The 16,818-nt window shown below is 33.7% G+C and carries 14 protein-coding genes; 7 read left to right on the top strand and 7 right to left on the bottom strand.

The genetic code is table 11. The features are described from left to right. Nucleotides 1-156 precede the first annotated feature (156 nt). Genes rnhA through NBW37_RS07615 form a run of 3 tightly spaced genes read left to right on the top strand, consistent with a single transcriptional unit; the run spans nt 157 to nt 3,845 of the window. Nucleotides 157-594, top strand: coding sequence for a ribonuclease HI (rnhA, locus tag NBW37_RS02950; RefSeq protein WP_250296843.1), 438 nt, complete (start codon nt 157-159; stop codon nt 592-594). Then, nucleotides 587-3,685 carry a YhdP family protein gene (locus tag NBW37_RS02945; RefSeq protein WP_250296842.1) on the top strand — a complete coding sequence of 1,033 codons (3,099 nt, stop codon included), beginning with the start codon at nt 587-589 and terminating at the stop codon, nt 3,683-3,685. The genes rnhA and NBW37_RS02945 overlap by 8 nt, the downstream gene beginning before the upstream one ends. A 37-nt stretch (nt 3,686-3,722) precedes the next feature. Then, nucleotides 3,723-3,845 (top strand): hypothetical protein, encoded by a 123-nt coding sequence (locus NBW37_RS07615; RefSeq protein WP_256466276.1) that lies wholly within the window; start codon nt 3,723-3,725, stop codon nt 3,843-3,845. A gap of 10 nt (nt 3,846-3,855) precedes the next feature. On the opposite strand, the gene NBW37_RS02940 is transcribed toward NBW37_RS07615, so the two are convergent. Continuing rightward, a complete protein-coding gene (locus NBW37_RS02940) occupies nt 3,856-4,668 on the bottom strand; it encodes a hypothetical protein (protein WP_250296841.1) in 813 nt (270 codons plus the stop codon). A 104-nt stretch (nt 4,669-4,772) separates the two neighbouring features. Here NBW37_RS02940 and NBW37_RS02935 point away from each other — a divergent pair, with 104 nt between their 5' ends. Continuing rightward, nucleotides 4,773-5,645 (top strand): IS982 family transposase, encoded by an 873-nt coding sequence (locus NBW37_RS02935; protein ID WP_250295817.1) that lies wholly within the window; start codon nt 4,773-4,775, stop codon nt 5,643-5,645. On the opposite strand, the gene NBW37_RS02930 is transcribed toward NBW37_RS02935, so the two are convergent. The 3 genes from NBW37_RS02930 to gap form a co-directional block, all read right to left on the bottom strand. Beyond that, entirely contained in the window at nt 5,623-6,216 is a 594-nt protein-coding gene (locus NBW37_RS02930) for a hypothetical protein (protein WP_250296840.1), read from the bottom strand. The genes NBW37_RS02935 and NBW37_RS02930 overlap by 23 nt on opposite strands. 234 nt (nt 6,217-6,450) lie before the next feature. After that, nucleotides 6,451-7,218, bottom strand: coding sequence for a twin-arginine translocase subunit TatC (gene tatC / locus NBW37_RS02925; RefSeq protein WP_250296839.1), 768 nt, complete (start codon nt 7,216-7,218; stop codon nt 6,451-6,453). After that, nucleotides 7,215-8,201 carry a type I glyceraldehyde-3-phosphate dehydrogenase gene (gene gap / locus NBW37_RS02920; protein WP_250296838.1) on the bottom strand — a complete coding sequence of 329 codons (987 nt, stop codon included), beginning with the start codon at nt 8,199-8,201 and terminating at the stop codon, nt 7,215-7,217. Before gap ends, tatC begins: the two co-directional genes overlap by 4 nt. A gap of 983 nt (nt 8,202-9,184) precedes the next feature. Between gap and NBW37_RS02915 the strand changes: the two genes are divergently transcribed. Beyond that, nucleotides 9,185-9,718, top strand: a complete 534-nt coding sequence (locus NBW37_RS02915; protein ID WP_250296837.1) for an HK97 family phage prohead protease — start codon at nt 9,185-9,187, stop codon at nt 9,716-9,718. A gap of 124 nt (nt 9,719-9,842) precedes the next feature. Then, entirely contained in the window at nt 9,843-11,987 is a 2,145-nt protein-coding gene (locus tag NBW37_RS02910; protein ID WP_250296836.1) for a coiled-coil domain-containing protein, read from the top strand. Here NBW37_RS02910 and NBW37_RS02905 read toward each other — a convergent pair. The 3 genes from NBW37_RS02905 to NBW37_RS02895 all read right to left on the bottom strand — a co-directional run bounded on the left by NBW37_RS02905 (nt 11,984) and on the right by NBW37_RS02895 (nt 15,593). Continuing rightward, on the bottom strand, nt 11,984-13,156 hold the full coding sequence (locus NBW37_RS02905; RefSeq protein WP_250296835.1) for a CCA tRNA nucleotidyltransferase: 1,173 nt from the start codon (nt 13,154-13,156) through the stop codon (nt 11,984-11,986). The two genes, NBW37_RS02910 and NBW37_RS02905, sit on opposite strands and share 4 nt — an antisense overlap. Nucleotides 13,157-13,236: 80 nt before the next feature. Continuing rightward, nucleotides 13,237-14,343: a hypothetical protein gene (locus tag NBW37_RS02900; protein WP_250296834.1), complete on the bottom strand. Its 1,107-nt coding sequence runs from the start codon at nt 14,341-14,343 to the stop codon at nt 13,237-13,239. Between the two features lie 158 nt (nt 14,344-14,501). After that, nucleotides 14,502-15,593: a hypothetical protein gene (locus NBW37_RS02895; RefSeq protein ID WP_250296833.1), complete on the bottom strand. Its 1,092-nt coding sequence runs from the start codon at nt 15,591-15,593 to the stop codon at nt 14,502-14,504. Nucleotides 15,594-15,710: 117 nt separating this feature from the next. Here NBW37_RS02895 and ychF point away from each other — a divergent pair, with 117 nt between their 5' ends. After that, on the top strand, nt 15,711-16,805 hold the full coding sequence (gene ychF / locus NBW37_RS02890) for a redox-regulated ATPase YchF (protein WP_250296830.1): 1,095 nt from the start codon (nt 15,711-15,713) through the stop codon (nt 16,803-16,805). Nucleotides 16,806-16,818: the final 13 nt, after the last annotated feature.

The following is a 16,818-nucleotide window of genomic DNA, read 5'->3' as shown; positions in this document are numbered from 1 at the left end:
CGGCAAAAGCACAAAAACTATTTTTTACTTTTCCTTTTGGTAATGCTCGTTGTCACACTTTTTTTTGTTTCTATAATAAAATTTAAAGTAAACTACCTTTAGAAATTGTACTTTCATAAAAGCAACTATATACTTTATTAATTCATATAGTTAAAGATGAATAAAAAGGAAGTGACAATATACACGGATGGGGCGTGTTCTGGTAATCCTGGAGCGGGAGGATGGGCAGCGATTATATTATTTCAAAATCATAGAAAAGATGTTTATGGTAGAGAAGAAAATACCACAAATAATAAAATGGAGTTAACAGCGGTGATCAATGGGCTGAAAGTATTGAAATTTTCTTGTAATATTAATTTATATACGGATAGTCTTTATATTAAGCATGGCATAACAGAATGGATAAATAAGTGGAAAATGAATGGCTGGAAAACAAGTAATAAAAAATCAGTAAAAAATATGGAATTGTGGAAAGAGCTAGACAACGTTGCTTCACAACACGAAATTGATTGGAAGTGGGTTAAAGCACACAGTGGCGATAAGTATAATGAGGAGGCTGATAGTTTAGCAAGAAAAGCAATAATCGATGCTTAAAAAAATCACTATATCACTTTCCATAGTTCTATTGTTTGTATTCTGCTTATTTGTCTTTTTTAAGGGTGAGAGTCCTTTAGAAATCAATATTAATTATATTAATTTTTATGTTAAACATAAAATATCAAAGATATTTGTTGGCTCAAGCGTTAATATGGAGAATACCTCAGTTGTTTGGCAGAAAGGTAGTAAAGATCCGTATTTAGTCATTACAGATTTGGCAATAGCAAATCCTAATTTTACTATAAAAGTTCCTGAGCTTTTTGTACATTTTAAGTTAAGTTCCTTATTTAAAGCTAGCACAAATCTCTCTCAGGTTTCAGCTGATAATGTGCATGTATATATCAAGAGAGAAGAAACTAATGTTAATCCGCAAAACTCATTAGACCTTTTGGATAATCATTATTTAAGTAATAACCGCCTTCCTTCGGTGTCATTCCAGCGCGTGACTAGAAAAAAAGAAAGTATGGATCCAAGTAGTCAAGCTACTTGGATGACAGGAAAAAAAGATATTGGGATGACAGGAAAAAAAGATACTGGGATGACAGGGAAGAATTTCAAGATGACAGAAAGCAGTGCAAAAAATCTATTAAAAACAGTAAGGGAATTTTTTTTTGACTTAAATGCGGATTCAAAAATTGAATTTACTAACATCGCTATTAATAAAGGCACAGAAGATAAATTTTTTATTGATAAATTATATATAGGGAAGGGGGAAGATTTTAATGTTTTAGATATTCATGTGAATACAAAAGATGGAAAGGGATTTTTGGATGATTTATCAATTACAATAAAAAATCGCAACAATTTGTTAAATGTGTACGGGACATTTTATAATCTAAAATTGGGACTATTGAGCGAGTTTTCTACATTAGTTAAAAGCTACAATTTGGACAAAAATATAGGATTCAAAGGAAGCTTCTCAGTGAAAATTAATAAAAAGGATGAAATTGTAGATGGAAATATATACGTATTGAATACAGAAAATTATTTGAACAAAAATTTGGCCTTAACTAATGTAAATATAAATTTAACGTATAGTGATGGAATTATTAGTGTAAAAAACTTCAATTTTAAATTAAATGGTATGTATCTTTCTTTGATAGGCAAAATGAACTTTAGTACAAGCCATGCTTTGCTTAGAATTAATATTAGTAAGTTTGCTGCAAAGGATTTATGTACTTATGTACCAGATAGTGTAGTAAATAGTAAATTTAAAAGCTGGTATTGTGATAATATTGATGGGGATGTTTTAAATACCATTGTAAGTTTCAATGGCAAAATTAACAATTTGGTTGATGACGATCTGTCAGATATCGTAGTAGTTGCTGATATAGAAAACGGTAGCGTAAAATTTGATGAAGATTTTGAGCAAGTAAAGGAATTAAAGGGTGATTTGATCATCAAGAATAACGATCTTAAAATTACTGTAAATAGCGCTAAGTTTCAGAATTTCGCTATTAATGGTGGTGATATTGAAATGAAATCTCTCGATAAGGAAAATTCAGTTCTAACCATTAATGGCCAAGCTGTAAGTGATGCGTATGGTTTATATGAGCCTATAAGATTTAAGCTCGATGATGTGGTGAAGGTTGAAAGGGATAAAGTAAGTGGAATGGCAAAATCCGTATTTAATTTTCGCATTTTTAATCTAAACGTTGATGACAAAAAAGTAGATTTTTCGGCCAATTTTCATTCTGAAATTGACAATTTGGCCGTCTATAATGCAAGTCTTGGTAAATATGATATTAAGCTTAGTTTTGGCAGTGACTTTATAGATTTAAATGGTAGTGGTATGGTAAATAACACACAGCTATTATTTGACCTGAAAAGTAGCAATAGGAATGAAAGTTTTGCCTGGAATTTGACCGGAGATTTACCTGCTCAAATATTTAATTTTGATAGTGGCTATGTCAGTGCAAATTTAGAGTCAGTGATAAATCAAGATAAGACGGGGTATGTTAATGGTGATATAGATTTATCAGAATTTGAATCACATTCAAGCTACTTAGGGTGGAAAAATCGTTTTGAAGATCACAATAAAATTTTGTTTTCTACAAGGTTAAAAGGAGCAGGTGAATTATTAATAGACAAATTAGATGTTGTAGGAAATGACCTAGATATAAAATTCAGCGGAAGAGTAGAAAATGGCAATTTATATTTAAATTCTAGTAGCTTTAAATTGCCTGATAATGATTTTAGTATAGAAATTGAATCAGGTAAGGAAAAAAATGCCATAACTATTTATGGTGAGAAAATCAATTTGAGTGATATTTTTGGCAAAAACAGTAATGGATTAAACAAAGATATAGAGATTAGTATGAATGTTGACAATGTAATTATGAAAGAAGGCATCGTTATCAAAAATGCTAAGCTGAATGTAACCTGTACTAAAGGTAATTGCAATGGAAGTCAATTTACAGGACAGTTTCTAGAAGATAGCAGCAACATACTAGCAGAATACAGTGGAATAGGGCTCGAAATATATGCGGATAATGCAGGTATACTTTCGCGTTCCTTAGGCATTAGTAAATCAATTAAAAACGGCAAATTGTCTTTTTATCTCTCTCCTCAGAGAGAAAGTGGAGAACATTACGGTACGTTATCCATTAGCAATTTCTACATCAAAGATGCTCCACTACTTACTACTTTATTGTCGATGTCTTCATTGCCTGGCATTGTAAATGCCATAAAAAATGAAGGTGTATACTTTTATAAATGCAATGCACCTTTCTCATACAAAGACGGCTCTGTCGAAATTGAAGAATCTTGGCTTGAAGGAGCGGAATTAGGCATTAGCACTAGCGGTAAGCTTGACATTAGAAATTATAAATTCCAAGTTGAAGGACAAGTAATACCAGCATATTCAATTAATAAATCTTTGTTAAAAATTCCTATAATTGGGAAACTTCTTACTGGCGGGAAAAGTAGGGGAATCATTTCAATAGACTATAAAGCAAGTGGTGATGACAAAAACAATAACGTATCTGTTGATCTTATCTCTTCGCTAACTCCAAACCTATTAAAGAGGTTATTGGGAGTGTTTGATCGCATTATGACAAAAACTAACAAGGCTATTGTCAGCAATTAAAGTGGTATGAAAAAAATTTGGTTTGACATGACCAAAAATGCAAGAATTTCAGAATGATCCGCCTGATTTTTCATTTAATTATTTAAGTGATGCCACTCCCTTTAGCCTCTCTATATTTGCTGAGGATATACAGTTAGAAAGGGTAGGGGAGTGGCTATAAAATAGTCACACTACATGAACTCATCAGGTGAGTGATAATGATCTGATAAGTGATCTCTAACATCGTGACCTAACTCATTGGCATCAGGCTTAACTTCGTGATCTAACTCATTAGCATCGAGCTTAAACAAAGAAGGATTATCATCAGATTGTTCTTCTGATAAGTTAAGCAAAGAAGAATTGTTATCAGATTGTTCTTTCTCTTTAGACCCAAATAACCATGAAAAGAGTGATGAGATAGAACCAATAATGGATTTAATTGCTGAAAAAATATTGGATAAGAAATTACTGGGTTGCTGAGTGTCTTGCTGGTTACTTTTTTCTTCTTCTACATTACTTTGTTCTACTTCATTTGATTCTTCCGCCTCTTCTTCAGGGTTACTTCTGCTTATAAATGTCTTATCTAGCTGTTTGAATATATTTTTGTCGGAGTTTTGAAAATACATTCGACTTATCTCCTTATTTTCATCAACGTGAATCGATAAAACTGTATTCTCGTTCCCCAATCCATCACATTCACTAACGAGCGATTCATGAGAGTTCTTAATGTCTTTGATAAATTGAAGTTTTTCTTCTTCTGAAAAGTCCTTGCATCTTACGTTATAAGTTGTACCTTTGTATTTAAAACTAAATATCCATCCACGGTTTTCATATTCATCTACACCCATCTGCTTGCAAATAGCTTTATAATTTTTTTCTTCTACCTCAAGTCCAATTGCATTTGCCATCAGCTGACTATTTACAAAGTCCAATTCTCTTACTTTTGCTTCGGAAAGCTTAAATTGAAACACATGACCAAATTCATGGGCTAAAACGTTGTCCATATAGGCGTTTTTATAACCCCAGTTGCGGATTAGAAGTCAGTGAAAAAGATAGGGAAATAGGGTAAACTCCGGAAACATATTATCAAAAAGTAGAGAGGTTACCCATGAATAAAAATGTAACAGAATTATTTTGCTTTGTAGACGATTTTTGCAAGGCTATAAACAAAAATTTCGCAGAAAAACTCCTGCCAAACAGTAAAAAACCTACCAGAACGCCAGAGATTACGCATTCTGAAATTCTTACTATAATTTTACTTTATCAACAATCTAGATGTGAGGACTTTAAATCTTTCTATACATATTATTTGAAAGCACTATATGGATCTGAGTTTCAAAATTTGCCAACATATAGTAGATTTATTAGGCTAAAACCGAGGGTTTTATGGTATTTAGCATTACTTTTGCAATGGCTATGTGAGCAGTCGAAAATGACAGGGATTTCGTACATAGATGCAACATCTATCGCTGTTTGCCATCCAAAAAGAATCTCAAGAAACAAAGTTTTCAAAGGATTGGCAAAGCTTGGAAAGACTACATATGGCTGGTTTTTTGGTTTTAAATTGCATATGGTAATTAATGAAAAAGGTGAAATTCAAGGAGTTACACTTACTAAAGGTAACGTTGACGACAGAAAACCAGTACCAAAATTAACTGAAAAACTGACTGGTCTTTTGTTTGGTGATAAGGGCTATATAAAGAAAGAGCTCTTTGCAAAACTCTTCGATAGAGGACTAAAACTCGTTACCAAAGTAAAAAAAGGTATGAAAAACACATTAATGCTACTTGAAGAAAAGATTTTTTTAAGAAAAAGGTCGATTATTGAAACAGTTTTTGGCTACCTAAAAGACAGACTTGAGCTTGAGCATTCAAGGCACAGGTCTCCAATAAATTTCTTGGTGCACGTCTTTTCCACATTAGTTTCATATTCCATGAAGCCTAAAAAGCCCTGTATTTCTAGATTTTACTATATTGATTAATCCGCAACTGGGGTTTTTTATAGAGCAATACGCTTTCTCCATTTGTCATCCCACCAGAGTTATTGATCATATCTTGAAATGTTGAACACTGAGGAACCAAAGTGCCATATCCCCTATAATCATCTTTATTATTAAAAATATAGGTATGCACGATGACTTGAGTATTACTAGCAATACAAAACTTTGCTTTATATGCCTCATAGGCATTTTGAATATCAAGCTTTATTTGATCTTGCTCCCGTTGCGATACATTGTCATAATGTATTACGCAATTCAACTTTCCATATTCAAAATTGAATTGATTAGGTAATACATCTTGTAATCTTACGTATCTTGTATTCTCACCAAAGTTTTTTGATTGTGCAGTTTTATATAAATTATTACGGTATGTAATAGAGTTTCCGTTAGGCAACTTAGGTATCTGTGCGATCGTTCTTCCATAGTTATCGTGGAAAGAAATGTCAGAATTACCAATCCTAAAATCCTTTATAGATTGCCCGCAAGTGCCATCATTTGCACAATCGTGATGGTCAGTCTTCTTATAAAACCATGCATTAGTGTATTTTCCCATTTTGATACCTCACTACCAAACCTTACTATATTATTATCTTGGTAAAAATCATAATAATTCGTTAACTTGTAAAGTGCCAATTATGAGGCTAATGAACTTTATTTGTTTGAAACTTTGCTGAAATAGCTCTTTATTATGTAATTTTATTTTTAGCGTTGCTTCTTATGTTATGTGACTTTATTTTCCATAATGTATATTATGTAATTTTCTTGGAATGACAGCTATAATGGCTTTTTATTTATCAGAATTTTTTGCTTTCCTCTCAATATACCTACATATCAGAATGGACAACTCATATAGAATTAGCATAGGTATTGCAAGCCCTACTTGGCTTAACACATCAGGTGGAGTTAAGATTGCAGCGATAATAAAAATTACCACTATCGCGATTCTGCGTTTATTTGATAAACTTTGTGTAGTGAGTAACCCTACCCTCACCATCAATGTGAGTATTACTGGAATTTGAAATGCAGTGCCAAATGCAAACATAAATTGGAGAACGAGGTCTAAATATTCGCTAACTGATGGCATAAACTCTATCGGTATATCGAAGGATTTACCACTGTGTTCGAAGTTGATAAAAAACTTCCAGGCTAAAGGAAATATATAGTAATAGACTACAGTAGCTCCCGTTACAAATAAAACCGGTGTTGCAATTAAGTATGGCAACAACACTGCCCTTTCACTTTTATATAACCCAGGTGCTAAGAACATATAGAATTGCCATGCAAACACAGGAAAAGAGAGCAAAAGTGCGCTCATTACTGCAACTCGGAGATACACAAAAAATGCCTCTGTTAAGTCTGTGTAAATTAAAGAAAAACCTTCGCTATCTTTTGTTGCTTCTATTAAAGGTGCAAGTAAAAAACGGTATATATTTTCCTTAAAGTAATAACAAAAACCAAAAGCAACGCAAAAAAATAGAAAGCAAAAGATAACTCTTTTTCTGAGTTCCGCAAAGTGCTCATAAAATGAAGCATATTTGTTCGAGTTTTCATTCATACTTTACTATGGCTCAATAATGCTATGTCTAACATTCTCAGCGAAAAAGCCCACTCATTGTCATACCACGCTGCAACCCTGCATATATCACCTGTAACATATGTACCAGTTAAATCCACAATTGCACTATAAGGGTTATGCACAAAATCTATTGAGACTAAAGGTTCCTCGCATACGGAGAGCACATTACTTGCCGCATTTTTAAACATTTCATTTATTTCTCCATCTGTTGCCTTCTTATCAGTCGTAAATTTAAAATCAACCATAGAAACATTGCTAACTGGAACTCTGACGGCAGTGCCATCTAGCTTGCCCTTTAATTCAGGAATTATAGAACCAATTGTTTTTGCTGCCCCGGTTGTAGTTGGCACCATAGATAATCCGCAAGCTCTTGCTCTACGCAAATCTTTATGATTACCATCAAGAATATTTTGATCATTCGTGTAGGCATGTATAGTAGTCATAAAACCGCTTTTTATACCTAAATTGGAGTGTAGGACTTTCACAATTAGAGCAAGGCAATTTGTAGTGCAAGAACCTGCTGATATCACTTTATGCTCTTTTTCGAGCATATCGTTATTCACACCATAAACTATAGTGACATCAGCATCCGGAACTGGAGCAGAGACAATCACTTTCTCTGCATTGTGCCTTATTGCTTCTTCACGCTTGTTAAATGCACCAGTACATTCAAGTATTACATCAACATTCCAAGGAATATTTTCAGGGCTCCGCTTTCTATATAAAGAAAATTTTCTGCCATTTATAGATAGCCAATTTTCAGACTCATTAAAATCAATATCACCACTGAATTTGCCATGAACAGAATCATATTTAATCAAATGTGCATGCTGCTTTGCACTGAGTGATCCATTTACAGCTACAACTTCTATTTGTTTGCTATATTCTTCTATTTCGAAAATAGCACGCAATACGCCTCTGCCTATTCTACCCAGACCATTAATCCCTACACGAATTGTCATCTCTTCATTCAAAAAATTTAATTATAGAGGATATCGCTTGATATTTCATTTTATTCTTTTGCTTTTCTATCGATATGAACATTATAGCAAGGAGACAGGGCTAAAAACTTGCTTCCGCCAGTCCCCTTATCATGAAACTGAAGCTATTGTATTTGCTTTCGCCAATCTGCAGATTAAAAGGTAAGGATTACTTAATGTATCGGCGTCTTATGTTTAATTTTTTGCAGTATATAGATACTGTATGTCTTTACAAAACTTCATCTACATCTAGATTTTTATCTAAATAAGCTGAACGCGCTTATAAAGCGTTACAAGACATCAAAAAATGCCAATACTTGACAGAGATAGTAAAAGACTAGCTAACTCGGGGATTCTTTGTCTTTTTTTCTGCTTGGTAAATTTCTTAAACATTTGCAGCGTAGGTTAGTTGCAATTAAAAGCAGCTAAATCTTGCTTGTCAAGCGTTTAAAACATAAAAAACGCCAATATTTTAAAGCAGATAATAACCCCAGGGCTTCTTTTGCCTTTTTTTTCATTTGGTAAATTTCTTAATATTCATAGCTAAACGACAATCGTCATCCCGCTACTTGTTAGCGGGATCTAGAGATACCGCGAATGAATCGCGGTATGACGTAGGGTTACAGGTGTCATCCCAGTGTCTGGGCACTGGGATGACAGGAAAAGAAGGCTACTGGGATAACAAGAAAGGAGCACTGCTATTATAGAGTGAAATGAGATCCCAGTGTCACGCACTGGGATGACATTATAGGAGCACTGGGATGACACCTTGACAATCGTCATTCCGCTACTTGTTAGCGCCGCGGCGGTATGACGTAGAATTTTATAACCCAGTGTCCAATCTGGATTCCAGTTAGCGTTTTTAGTAACTAAGAAAAGTGCTTCCCCCTTTTAGAGCGCTGCATATAATAGAATTATATCGCAGTGCATTGCGAAACAAAATTCCCAATACTACAGGAGGCTTTATGAATAAGAAATTTCTCTATTCACCATTGTCAATAAAAAGCATAGGAGAAAACGGTGTATTTTCTGGTTATGCTAGCGTTTTTAACATAGTTGATAAACAAAATGATCTGATATTGCCTGGAGCATTTAAGAAAAATTTAAGTAAAAACAAGATAAAACTTCTTTGGCAGCACAATCCTGGTGAACCTATAGGTAGTATCATAGATATTCATGAGAATGATGTTGGCCTATACATGATTGGACATTTACTTTTAGGTATCCAAAAAGCAGAGGAAGTATATTTAATGCTTAAAACTGGAGCTATTAATGGACTTTCCATCGGCTATATACCTATAGAGTATGATGTTGATCATAAAAGCGGAGCTAGAGTGTTAAAACAAGTGGAATTGTGGGAAGTCAGTTTAGTCACTTTTCCTGCAAACTTGGCTGCTCAGGTAATCAATGTAAAAAATCAGAACAATGAACAGGAAATGTTAGTAAGAGCGATAGGAAAAGCAAATGCTGCACTTGCAGACATGTGTATTTCTGCTTAAAGTGTAAAGACTTTACCATAATTTGACACCTGCGTTAGTATTTATTTAACATTTATACTAATATATATAACTTTATCACTGTTAAAATTTTCTGTAAATCGAAGTTAAAAACTAAGGTAATTTTATGCTAAATACTAACAATACGGTTAATTATGAAACTAATATTAAACAAAAGGAAAAAAAATACAGTTGGTCTACTGTATTTTCTTGGTTGTACTTAAAAACAATTGGACGAATACTGCCAAAGAAATGGAACAAATGGGCAGAAAATATTCTATATTACAATAAAGCTACTGGAAGTGATGAAATTCGGACTGATAAAACAACAGATGAAAGTGCTCAAATTGATTTAAAACCTGAAGTTACAGTAAAAGAGAGCCAAAGTGAAATAGTGAGTGAAGATGAAAAGGTTCAAACTAATAAGGATGAAGCTACATTTCAAGATACGACAATGCAGACCGAGTGTGTTGAAACAACGGATAAAAATATTGGAGCTGACTTAAAACCTGAGGTTGCAGAAAAAGGGAGCCAGAGTGAAGTAATAAGTAAGAATGAAACTACATTTCAAGATACGACAATGCAGACCGAGTGTGTTGAAACAACGGATAAAAATATTGGAGCTGATTTAGAATCTGAAAAAGAAAAGGCATTGGAGGATAAGAATGAAGAATTAAAGGAACAACTAGAGGATGTAAGTCAGGCACTAAAAGCGTTTATTAGGCTCTGTGATGATCAAGCACAGCAGATTGCAGACTTACAATTAGGAGATGACTTCTTAGAAGAGGAAAATAAAGAGTTAAGATCTAAACTTGCAGAACTTGAAAGGAATTATAGAGAATTGGCAGAAGTTGCAAAAAAACGAGGAGAAGAATTTTTAGCAAAATTAGAGGAAAAATCTAAGGAGATATTGAAACTGAACAAAGAATTAATTGAGCGCAGTACAGAATTTGCCAATAAAACAGAAAAGCTTTCAGTAGATGCAGAAGAAAAAGACACGAAAATAAGTAATTTAATGCGGTTAAATGAAGGATTAGATGAAGATAAAAAGAAAATGGAAGCTGAAGTGGAGAATCTGAAAAAACAACTACAAAGTGCTCAGGAATCCAAACAACAACTGGAGGAAGGAAAAATTGATTTAGAAGGTAAATTGAAAGATTTAAGCAGTCAATTAAGCACTGTAGTAAGCGAGAAAAAGGACTTAGAAAATAAGGTTGCTAGGTTGCAAGAACAAGTACGGACATTAGAAGAAAGTAAAGAATGGGAATTAGCTGGAATAGATGATAGCTTAAAGAAAGTTTTTTTGGATGTGATAGGAATGTTAGAAAAAGAGCTATTAATAAATAATCAAGAGCAACAACTACAGGGAAAAAAAGTTGACTTAATAGAAGGACTAAAGGCAGAATTAAAGAAAGAATCAGATGAAGCATTACAAGAAGCCAGAGAAAAGATTGCAGAACAAGAGAAGTTGATTGAGCAGTTACAAAAGGAGCAGCAGCAAGCAGAAAAAACTGATATTAAGAAACTACAGAAAGAAAAAGAAAACATGGAAGAACAATTAAAAATTTTGACACAACAACTGTTAAATAATCAAGAACAACAAAATTTGGAAAAAGAGTTAAAGAATGTTGATAAAAGGTTAGAAGATATTGATGAAAAAACTAAAGAACAAACAGAAGCTAAAGCACCAGATACAGTGAGTACTGCAAAATCAACTACTGGTTCTATGAAATCAACTCAGTCAAACGTTTCAAAGGTTTTCTCTAAGCTTTTTGGGAATCAGAATCTCAATAACTTTTTATCTAGGAAAAACGAGGAGTTAAAAAAAGGTTTTCCTGAATTTAAAGAAAAACACTTTTGCCATAACGTGCTTGATGAAACTATAAAGTCTCTATTAAATCAAAATCATGGTAAATTTGAAAGCAGTAAGCTGCTTGAATTATTAGAAAGTAATTTGAAAAAATCCGCAAGGGAGATCTTAAAAGATAAGGTTAAAAAATTAGACCCTGGAAAAAATAAAGAAATTTTTATAGAAGAGTCAGCAGAAACTAGAATGAAACTTTTTTCAGATAAGATTCAAGAGTTACAGCTAGTATCAAGTATAAGAGATAAATTTTTATCTTTAGACCAGAAAATGTGTAGCCGAATTCCAGGAAAAGAAAATAAATACCAATTAACAGAAAAAGCTAAAAAAGAATACACACCTAATTCCTTGATGAGTCACACTAATACTGTAAGCGTACGTTTATTGAATGCTCAGAGAGTAGCCTAAAGTAGACCCTTAGCATAAAGCACCAGCTCCTCTTTTGTTAAAGTGTAGGAGCTGTCTTCCCAATGTTGTCTTAGTAATTCCAAACTTCTACCTAAACTTTTTCCTGGCTGGTGGCCTATACTTATTAAATCATCGCCAGATAAAGGAAATTTTGGAATATTGAATGTATTAGCAAATGAAATGTATTCATCAACATTTTCTCCAGACTCAACACCACAAATTTTTACTAAATCACAATATAATTCTCTACCAAATAAAGATATGTATTTTTTTTGCTCTTTTTCTGAGAGTTCTGTTTTGATATCGTTGGATAGTAAAAATAGCAGCTTTTTCTTTTGCTTGTTCGAAAGACGTAGAAACTTGCTTACATATTCTCCAAGACTTAGCCTGTCATTTTTGGTAGTCCTAAGAAGTAACGCTAATTTTACTAATGCATCAGTGTTGATAAGAAGCACTGATGACAAAATTTCACATTTTACTTCTTTTGGAATAATTTTTTGTAACACATCAGATTCTTGCATGCTCTTAAGTGTTGGAAAAGGATCATTGCACTCCAGCAATTTAAGTATTTCATCTCTTATTCTCTCTCCAGAGAGGTTTTGGATCATATGCGAATGCTTTTTGCATACGCTTAGTATTTCATCACTCAAATCTCTGACACATATTTTTGCATGAAAACGAAACGCTCTTAAAATACGTAGATAGTCTTCTTTAATTCTATCTTCAGCGTTGCCTATAAAGCTTAACCTTTGCGCTTTTAAGTCCTCTATACCACCAAAGTAATCATATATATGGCCATGCTTATCTGCGTATAGAGCGTTAAATGTAAAGTCGCGCCTTGAAGCATCAGCTTGCCAATTATTGGTAAATTCTACTTTCGCATGCCTGCCATCACATTTCACATCATGTCTTAGTGTTGTAATTTCAAAAGACCTCTGATTTAAGATAGCAGTGATAGTTCCATGTTTTAAGCCAGTTGGAATAGTTTTTATATTACGGAGTTTTAGTGCTTTAATCGTTTGATGGGGAAGCAAATTAGTAGCTAAATCGATGTCGTGAACGTCACGCTGCAAAATTGAGTCTCTCACACACCCGCCGACAAGCCTAGCCTCACCACCAAATTTCTCTATGGCATCGATGATTAAACTAGTTTCATGGTCAACTTGCATTTAGTTAGTATATGCTGCAGTTCATATTATATGAAATGCAAGCAAAAAGCCCTATATAAAAATATACAGGGCTATGAAGTTTATTTTACGGATATTTGTTGCTGCTGATCTTCTATTTTTACTTCTTCCATACTACATCTTGGATTAAGAGACTGTGCATACTCTTGCTCTTGAAGTTGCCTTGCAAGTGAAAACTCCCGATTTTGGAGTTGCTTTGCGTAAAGGAGATCTTCTTGCTCTTGAACTTCTTTTGCAAGCAAAGAATCCTGCTGCTCTTGAAATCTCATTGCTAGTGAATAATCTTCTCTTTCTTGAAGCTGCTGTGCATATTCTTGCTCTTGAAGTTGTTTTGCAAGCAAGAAATCCTGGTGCTCTTGCGTTTGTTTTGCTAATCTATTAAGCAGTGGTTCGAAATGTGCATGGCCCCTATTTATTATATGCAAAACACTACTATTGTCATAATCAACTTTATTATATTCACCTACATTTTTCGATCCTGAACTATCTATCAATTGATGCAAAAATGGATCTTGTCGGTTATCATGAGCATGCAATGGATTACTCTCTACAACATGTAATTTTACACCATACTTTCCGCAAAGTATTCTACCTTCGATATCGGAACGTCCCCAAAATTCATTCTTTTCAATGCTATTGACATACTGGTCACACGTAATTCCACGATTTACGAACTTACCTTTAACCTCATCAAAGTCATTACCAATTTTACTTATAAACCACTCTGTAGGATTGTTCTGCGCAAATCTCTTACAGTCATTCCTTAACTGCTCTATAGTAACTTGCACTCCTGCTTGCTGCTCTAGACTCTGCCTAAACGAATCGAAAAAACAACTTCCATTACTGATTGCCTTTCCTACATAGAAGTTATCAGGTTTATTTAATTTTTGCTCTTTATCACTTTGTTTTTCTGCCTTTTCAGTAACTCCTTTCTCTAAATCAAAAATCTCACTCCAGTTATATCTACCTTCTAATCCTAACCTTTTACTTTCCTTTTCTGATGCATTAGCTAAGTCTGTTTTAGAAATGCTCTGCTTTCCTCTCAACAATTCATATAAAGACTTGAAGAGTTGTATTAAAGCAGTTCTGAAATCAAAGTTTTTTTCTTTTTTAATTGTATTGACTTCAATTTCATGTAAGTCTATTATTAGTTGTTGATTTGAGTTCATAAATTTAACCCTCAAAATATTAAGCTATATATTATTGTACGATAAAAGTATCAATAAATCATTAATTAAGCATAACCACACTCTTATGATTTATTCAGTATAAATTGAAAAATTTTTTACAGAACGCCCCATGTAGAAATATATGGGGCTATGAAGATTTATTGTACAAGCATTTGTTGTGGATGAAATTGTTGTTCTGTCATCGATTCCATACCACATCTTGAACTTAGTAAACTTGAAGGGTTTTGCTGCTCTATGTGCTGCTTTATATCACTAACGCACTGCCCTATAACAACATTAATTTCTCCATCAGCATTTTCTGTCAATAACTCATCAAATCTCTTCTCAACCTCTGCTCTCTTAGGGTTGTCTTTTGAAACGTTACAATATTCTAAGATCTCGTCTACCTGAAGTTTTTTTGCTAATAGGAAATCTTCTTGTTCTTGAATTTCCTTAGTGATAACTTTAGCTCTAGAGTAATGACCACTTTCAAGATATATTGTTTCTCGCTCCTTATTACCCCATAACTCATCTATTTTATAACCATCACGATCCAAGAGCTTATTCATTTTATCATCATTTATCATTTCAGGATTTGGTTCAAACTTTTGTTGCTCTTTGCTATTGTTACCTTTATAATGAACATTAATTTCAATATTAGCTAAAGAAGCTAATATCTGAACTTCCTCAATGAAAACAAAATAACTTTGACTTTTTATTGCTTCAAGATAAGCTTGGTAGAGTTCAGAGTTATTAAGAAATGAGCGTGTAATAAATTCACTGTTATATTGTGCATTGTACTCATTTTCACCAAGGCCATGAAGAGCCTCTGCATACTCTCCTAAATCACTTATAGCTTGATCATGTGATATATTAAGTTTGCTAACAGCTTTACTTACTAACCTCTTCACATTACCTTCAGCATTTTCAATTTTCCTCTTTGTTTGCTCAACCAACTCCTTTATTTTATCAGACTTACCAGTTAAATCTCCTGGCTTGTCTAAAAACATATTAAAAACCTTTTCTAGCTGATCTCTTAAAGGAGCTGGCATACTTGCATCATCTAAAGATGTAAACTGACTTAAAAATTTGTGCCATTCCATTCTCATATCTTGCGCTCTTTTAGCTCTATATACACCGGAACTGTTATCACCAAACGTAGCATGGAAAAAGCAATTGCCATCACCTGTAGTATTATATTTAACTACTTGACTATTAGTTGGTAATTTCCGTTTCCTAGAATGAAGCATAATTTTTACCTTAATTTAAGCTATATATTACTATACCAACAAAACTGTCAATAAGTAACCAATTAAGTATAGCAGAAATTTTTAAATTGTGCAATATTATAATTTTAAATAGCAAATATGAGCTTTAACTGTGGCATAGTTGGACTGCCAAACATAGGAAAATCAACCTTATTTAATGCGCTTACAGAGTCAAGTGCAGCCGAAGCTGCAAATTATCCTTTCTGCACAATTGAGCCAAATATAGGCAAGATTTCGATAAAAGATCAGCGTTTGAAGCAAATCGCAGCAATTGCAGGCTCAGAGAAGGTAATCTACAACCAATTAGAAGTTGTAGATATTGCAGGTCTTGTAAAGGGCGCAAGCAAGGGTGAAGGGCTCGGCAATAAATTTTTAAGCCATATCAGAGAAGTTGATGCCATCGTTCATCTGCTCAGGTGCTTTACGGATGACGATATTAGCCACGTACACAGTAAAATAGATCCAATATCAGATGCTGAAGTGGTAGAAATGGAATTAATCCTAGCTGATATTGATAGCATAGAAAAAAGGCTTCCTCAGTTGGAAAAAAAAGCAAAGCAAGGTGATAAAGAGCTAAAGAAACAACTTGAGCTAATGCAAGAGGTACTGGCTACTTTAAAATCAGGTAAACCTGCAAGAAATTTGGAGAATATCGATGGAGATGAGATGAAATCGCTTCAATTGCTAACAACAAAGCCGGTTATGTACGTCTGTAATGTTGAAGATACGCATATCATAACTGGTAATGAACTATCTAAAAGGGTGGAAAAAATGGCAGAAGAAAATAAAAGCAAATTTTATTGCATTTCAGCAAAACTCGAAGCAGATATTGCAAACCTTGATAGCGAAGAGGAAAAACAGAGTTTTTTATCAGAATTTGGCTTACAAGAATCAGGCCTTGATGGAGTAGCGCGTATCATGTATGAAGTGCTGAGTATGATAACTTTCTTTACTGTGGGCCCCAAAGAAGCACGTGCATGGCCAGTAAAAATAGGGTCAACAGCCGATAAAGCAGCAGGTGTAATCCACACTGATTTTGAGAAAGGCTTTATAAAAGCAGAAACTATAAGCTTTGCAGACTACATAAAGTATGGAAGTGAACCGGCTTGTAAAGACGCAGGAAAAATTCGCTTTGAAGGCAGAGATTATATCATGCAAGATGGTGATATAATGCACTTTAAGTTTAATGTGTAGTAATATTTTAAAT

This window comes from Wolbachia endosymbiont of Oedothorax gibbosus (genome assembly GCF_936270145.1).
GTDB lineage: Bacteria > Pseudomonadota > Alphaproteobacteria > Rickettsiales > Anaplasmataceae > Wolbachia.
This window is presented reverse-complemented; position numbering and strand designations above follow the sequence as displayed.

What these genes read in the sequence shown, in the direction of transcription:
- rnhA (WP_250296843.1), top strand. Translation starts at nt 157, where the DNA reads ATGAATAAAAAGGAAGTGACAATATACACGGATGGGGCGTGTTCTGGT.
- NBW37_RS02945 (WP_250296842.1), top strand. Translation starts at nt 587, where the DNA reads ATGCTTAAAAAAATCACTATATCACTTTCCATAGTTCTATTGTTTGTA.
- NBW37_RS07615 (WP_256466276.1), top strand. Translation starts at nt 3,723, where the DNA reads ATGCAAGAATTTCAGAATGATCCGCCTGATTTTTCATTTAATTATTTA.
- NBW37_RS02940 (WP_250296841.1), bottom strand. Translation starts at nt 4,668, where the DNA reads ATGGACAACGTTTTAGCCCATGAATTTGGTCATGTGTTTCAATTTAAG.
- NBW37_RS02935 (WP_250295817.1), top strand. Translation starts at nt 4,773, where the DNA reads ATGAATAAAAATGTAACAGAATTATTTTGCTTTGTAGACGATTTTTGC.
- NBW37_RS02930 (WP_250296840.1), bottom strand. Translation starts at nt 6,216, where the DNA reads ATGGGAAAATACACTAATGCATGGTTTTATAAGAAGACTGACCATCAC.
- tatC (WP_250296839.1), bottom strand. Translation starts at nt 7,218, where the DNA reads ATGAATGAAAACTCGAACAAATATGCTTCATTTTATGAGCACTTTGCG.
- gap (WP_250296838.1), bottom strand. Translation starts at nt 8,201, where the DNA reads ATGACAATTCGTGTAGGGATTAATGGTCTGGGTAGAATAGGCAGAGGC.
- NBW37_RS02915 (WP_250296837.1), top strand. Translation starts at nt 9,185, where the DNA reads ATGAATAAGAAATTTCTCTATTCACCATTGTCAATAAAAAGCATAGGA.
- NBW37_RS02910 (WP_250296836.1), top strand. Translation starts at nt 9,843, where the DNA reads ATGCTAAATACTAACAATACGGTTAATTATGAAACTAATATTAAACAA.
- NBW37_RS02905 (WP_250296835.1), bottom strand. Translation starts at nt 13,156, where the DNA reads ATGCAAGTTGACCATGAAACTAGTTTAATCATCGATGCCATAGAGAAA.
- NBW37_RS02900 (WP_250296834.1), bottom strand. Translation starts at nt 14,343, where the DNA reads ATGAACTCAAATCAACAACTAATAATAGACTTACATGAAATTGAAGTC.
- NBW37_RS02895 (WP_250296833.1), bottom strand. Translation starts at nt 15,593, where the DNA reads ATGCTTCATTCTAGGAAACGGAAATTACCAACTAATAGTCAAGTAGTT.
- ychF (WP_250296830.1), top strand. Translation starts at nt 15,711, where the DNA reads ATGAGCTTTAACTGTGGCATAGTTGGACTGCCAAACATAGGAAAATCA.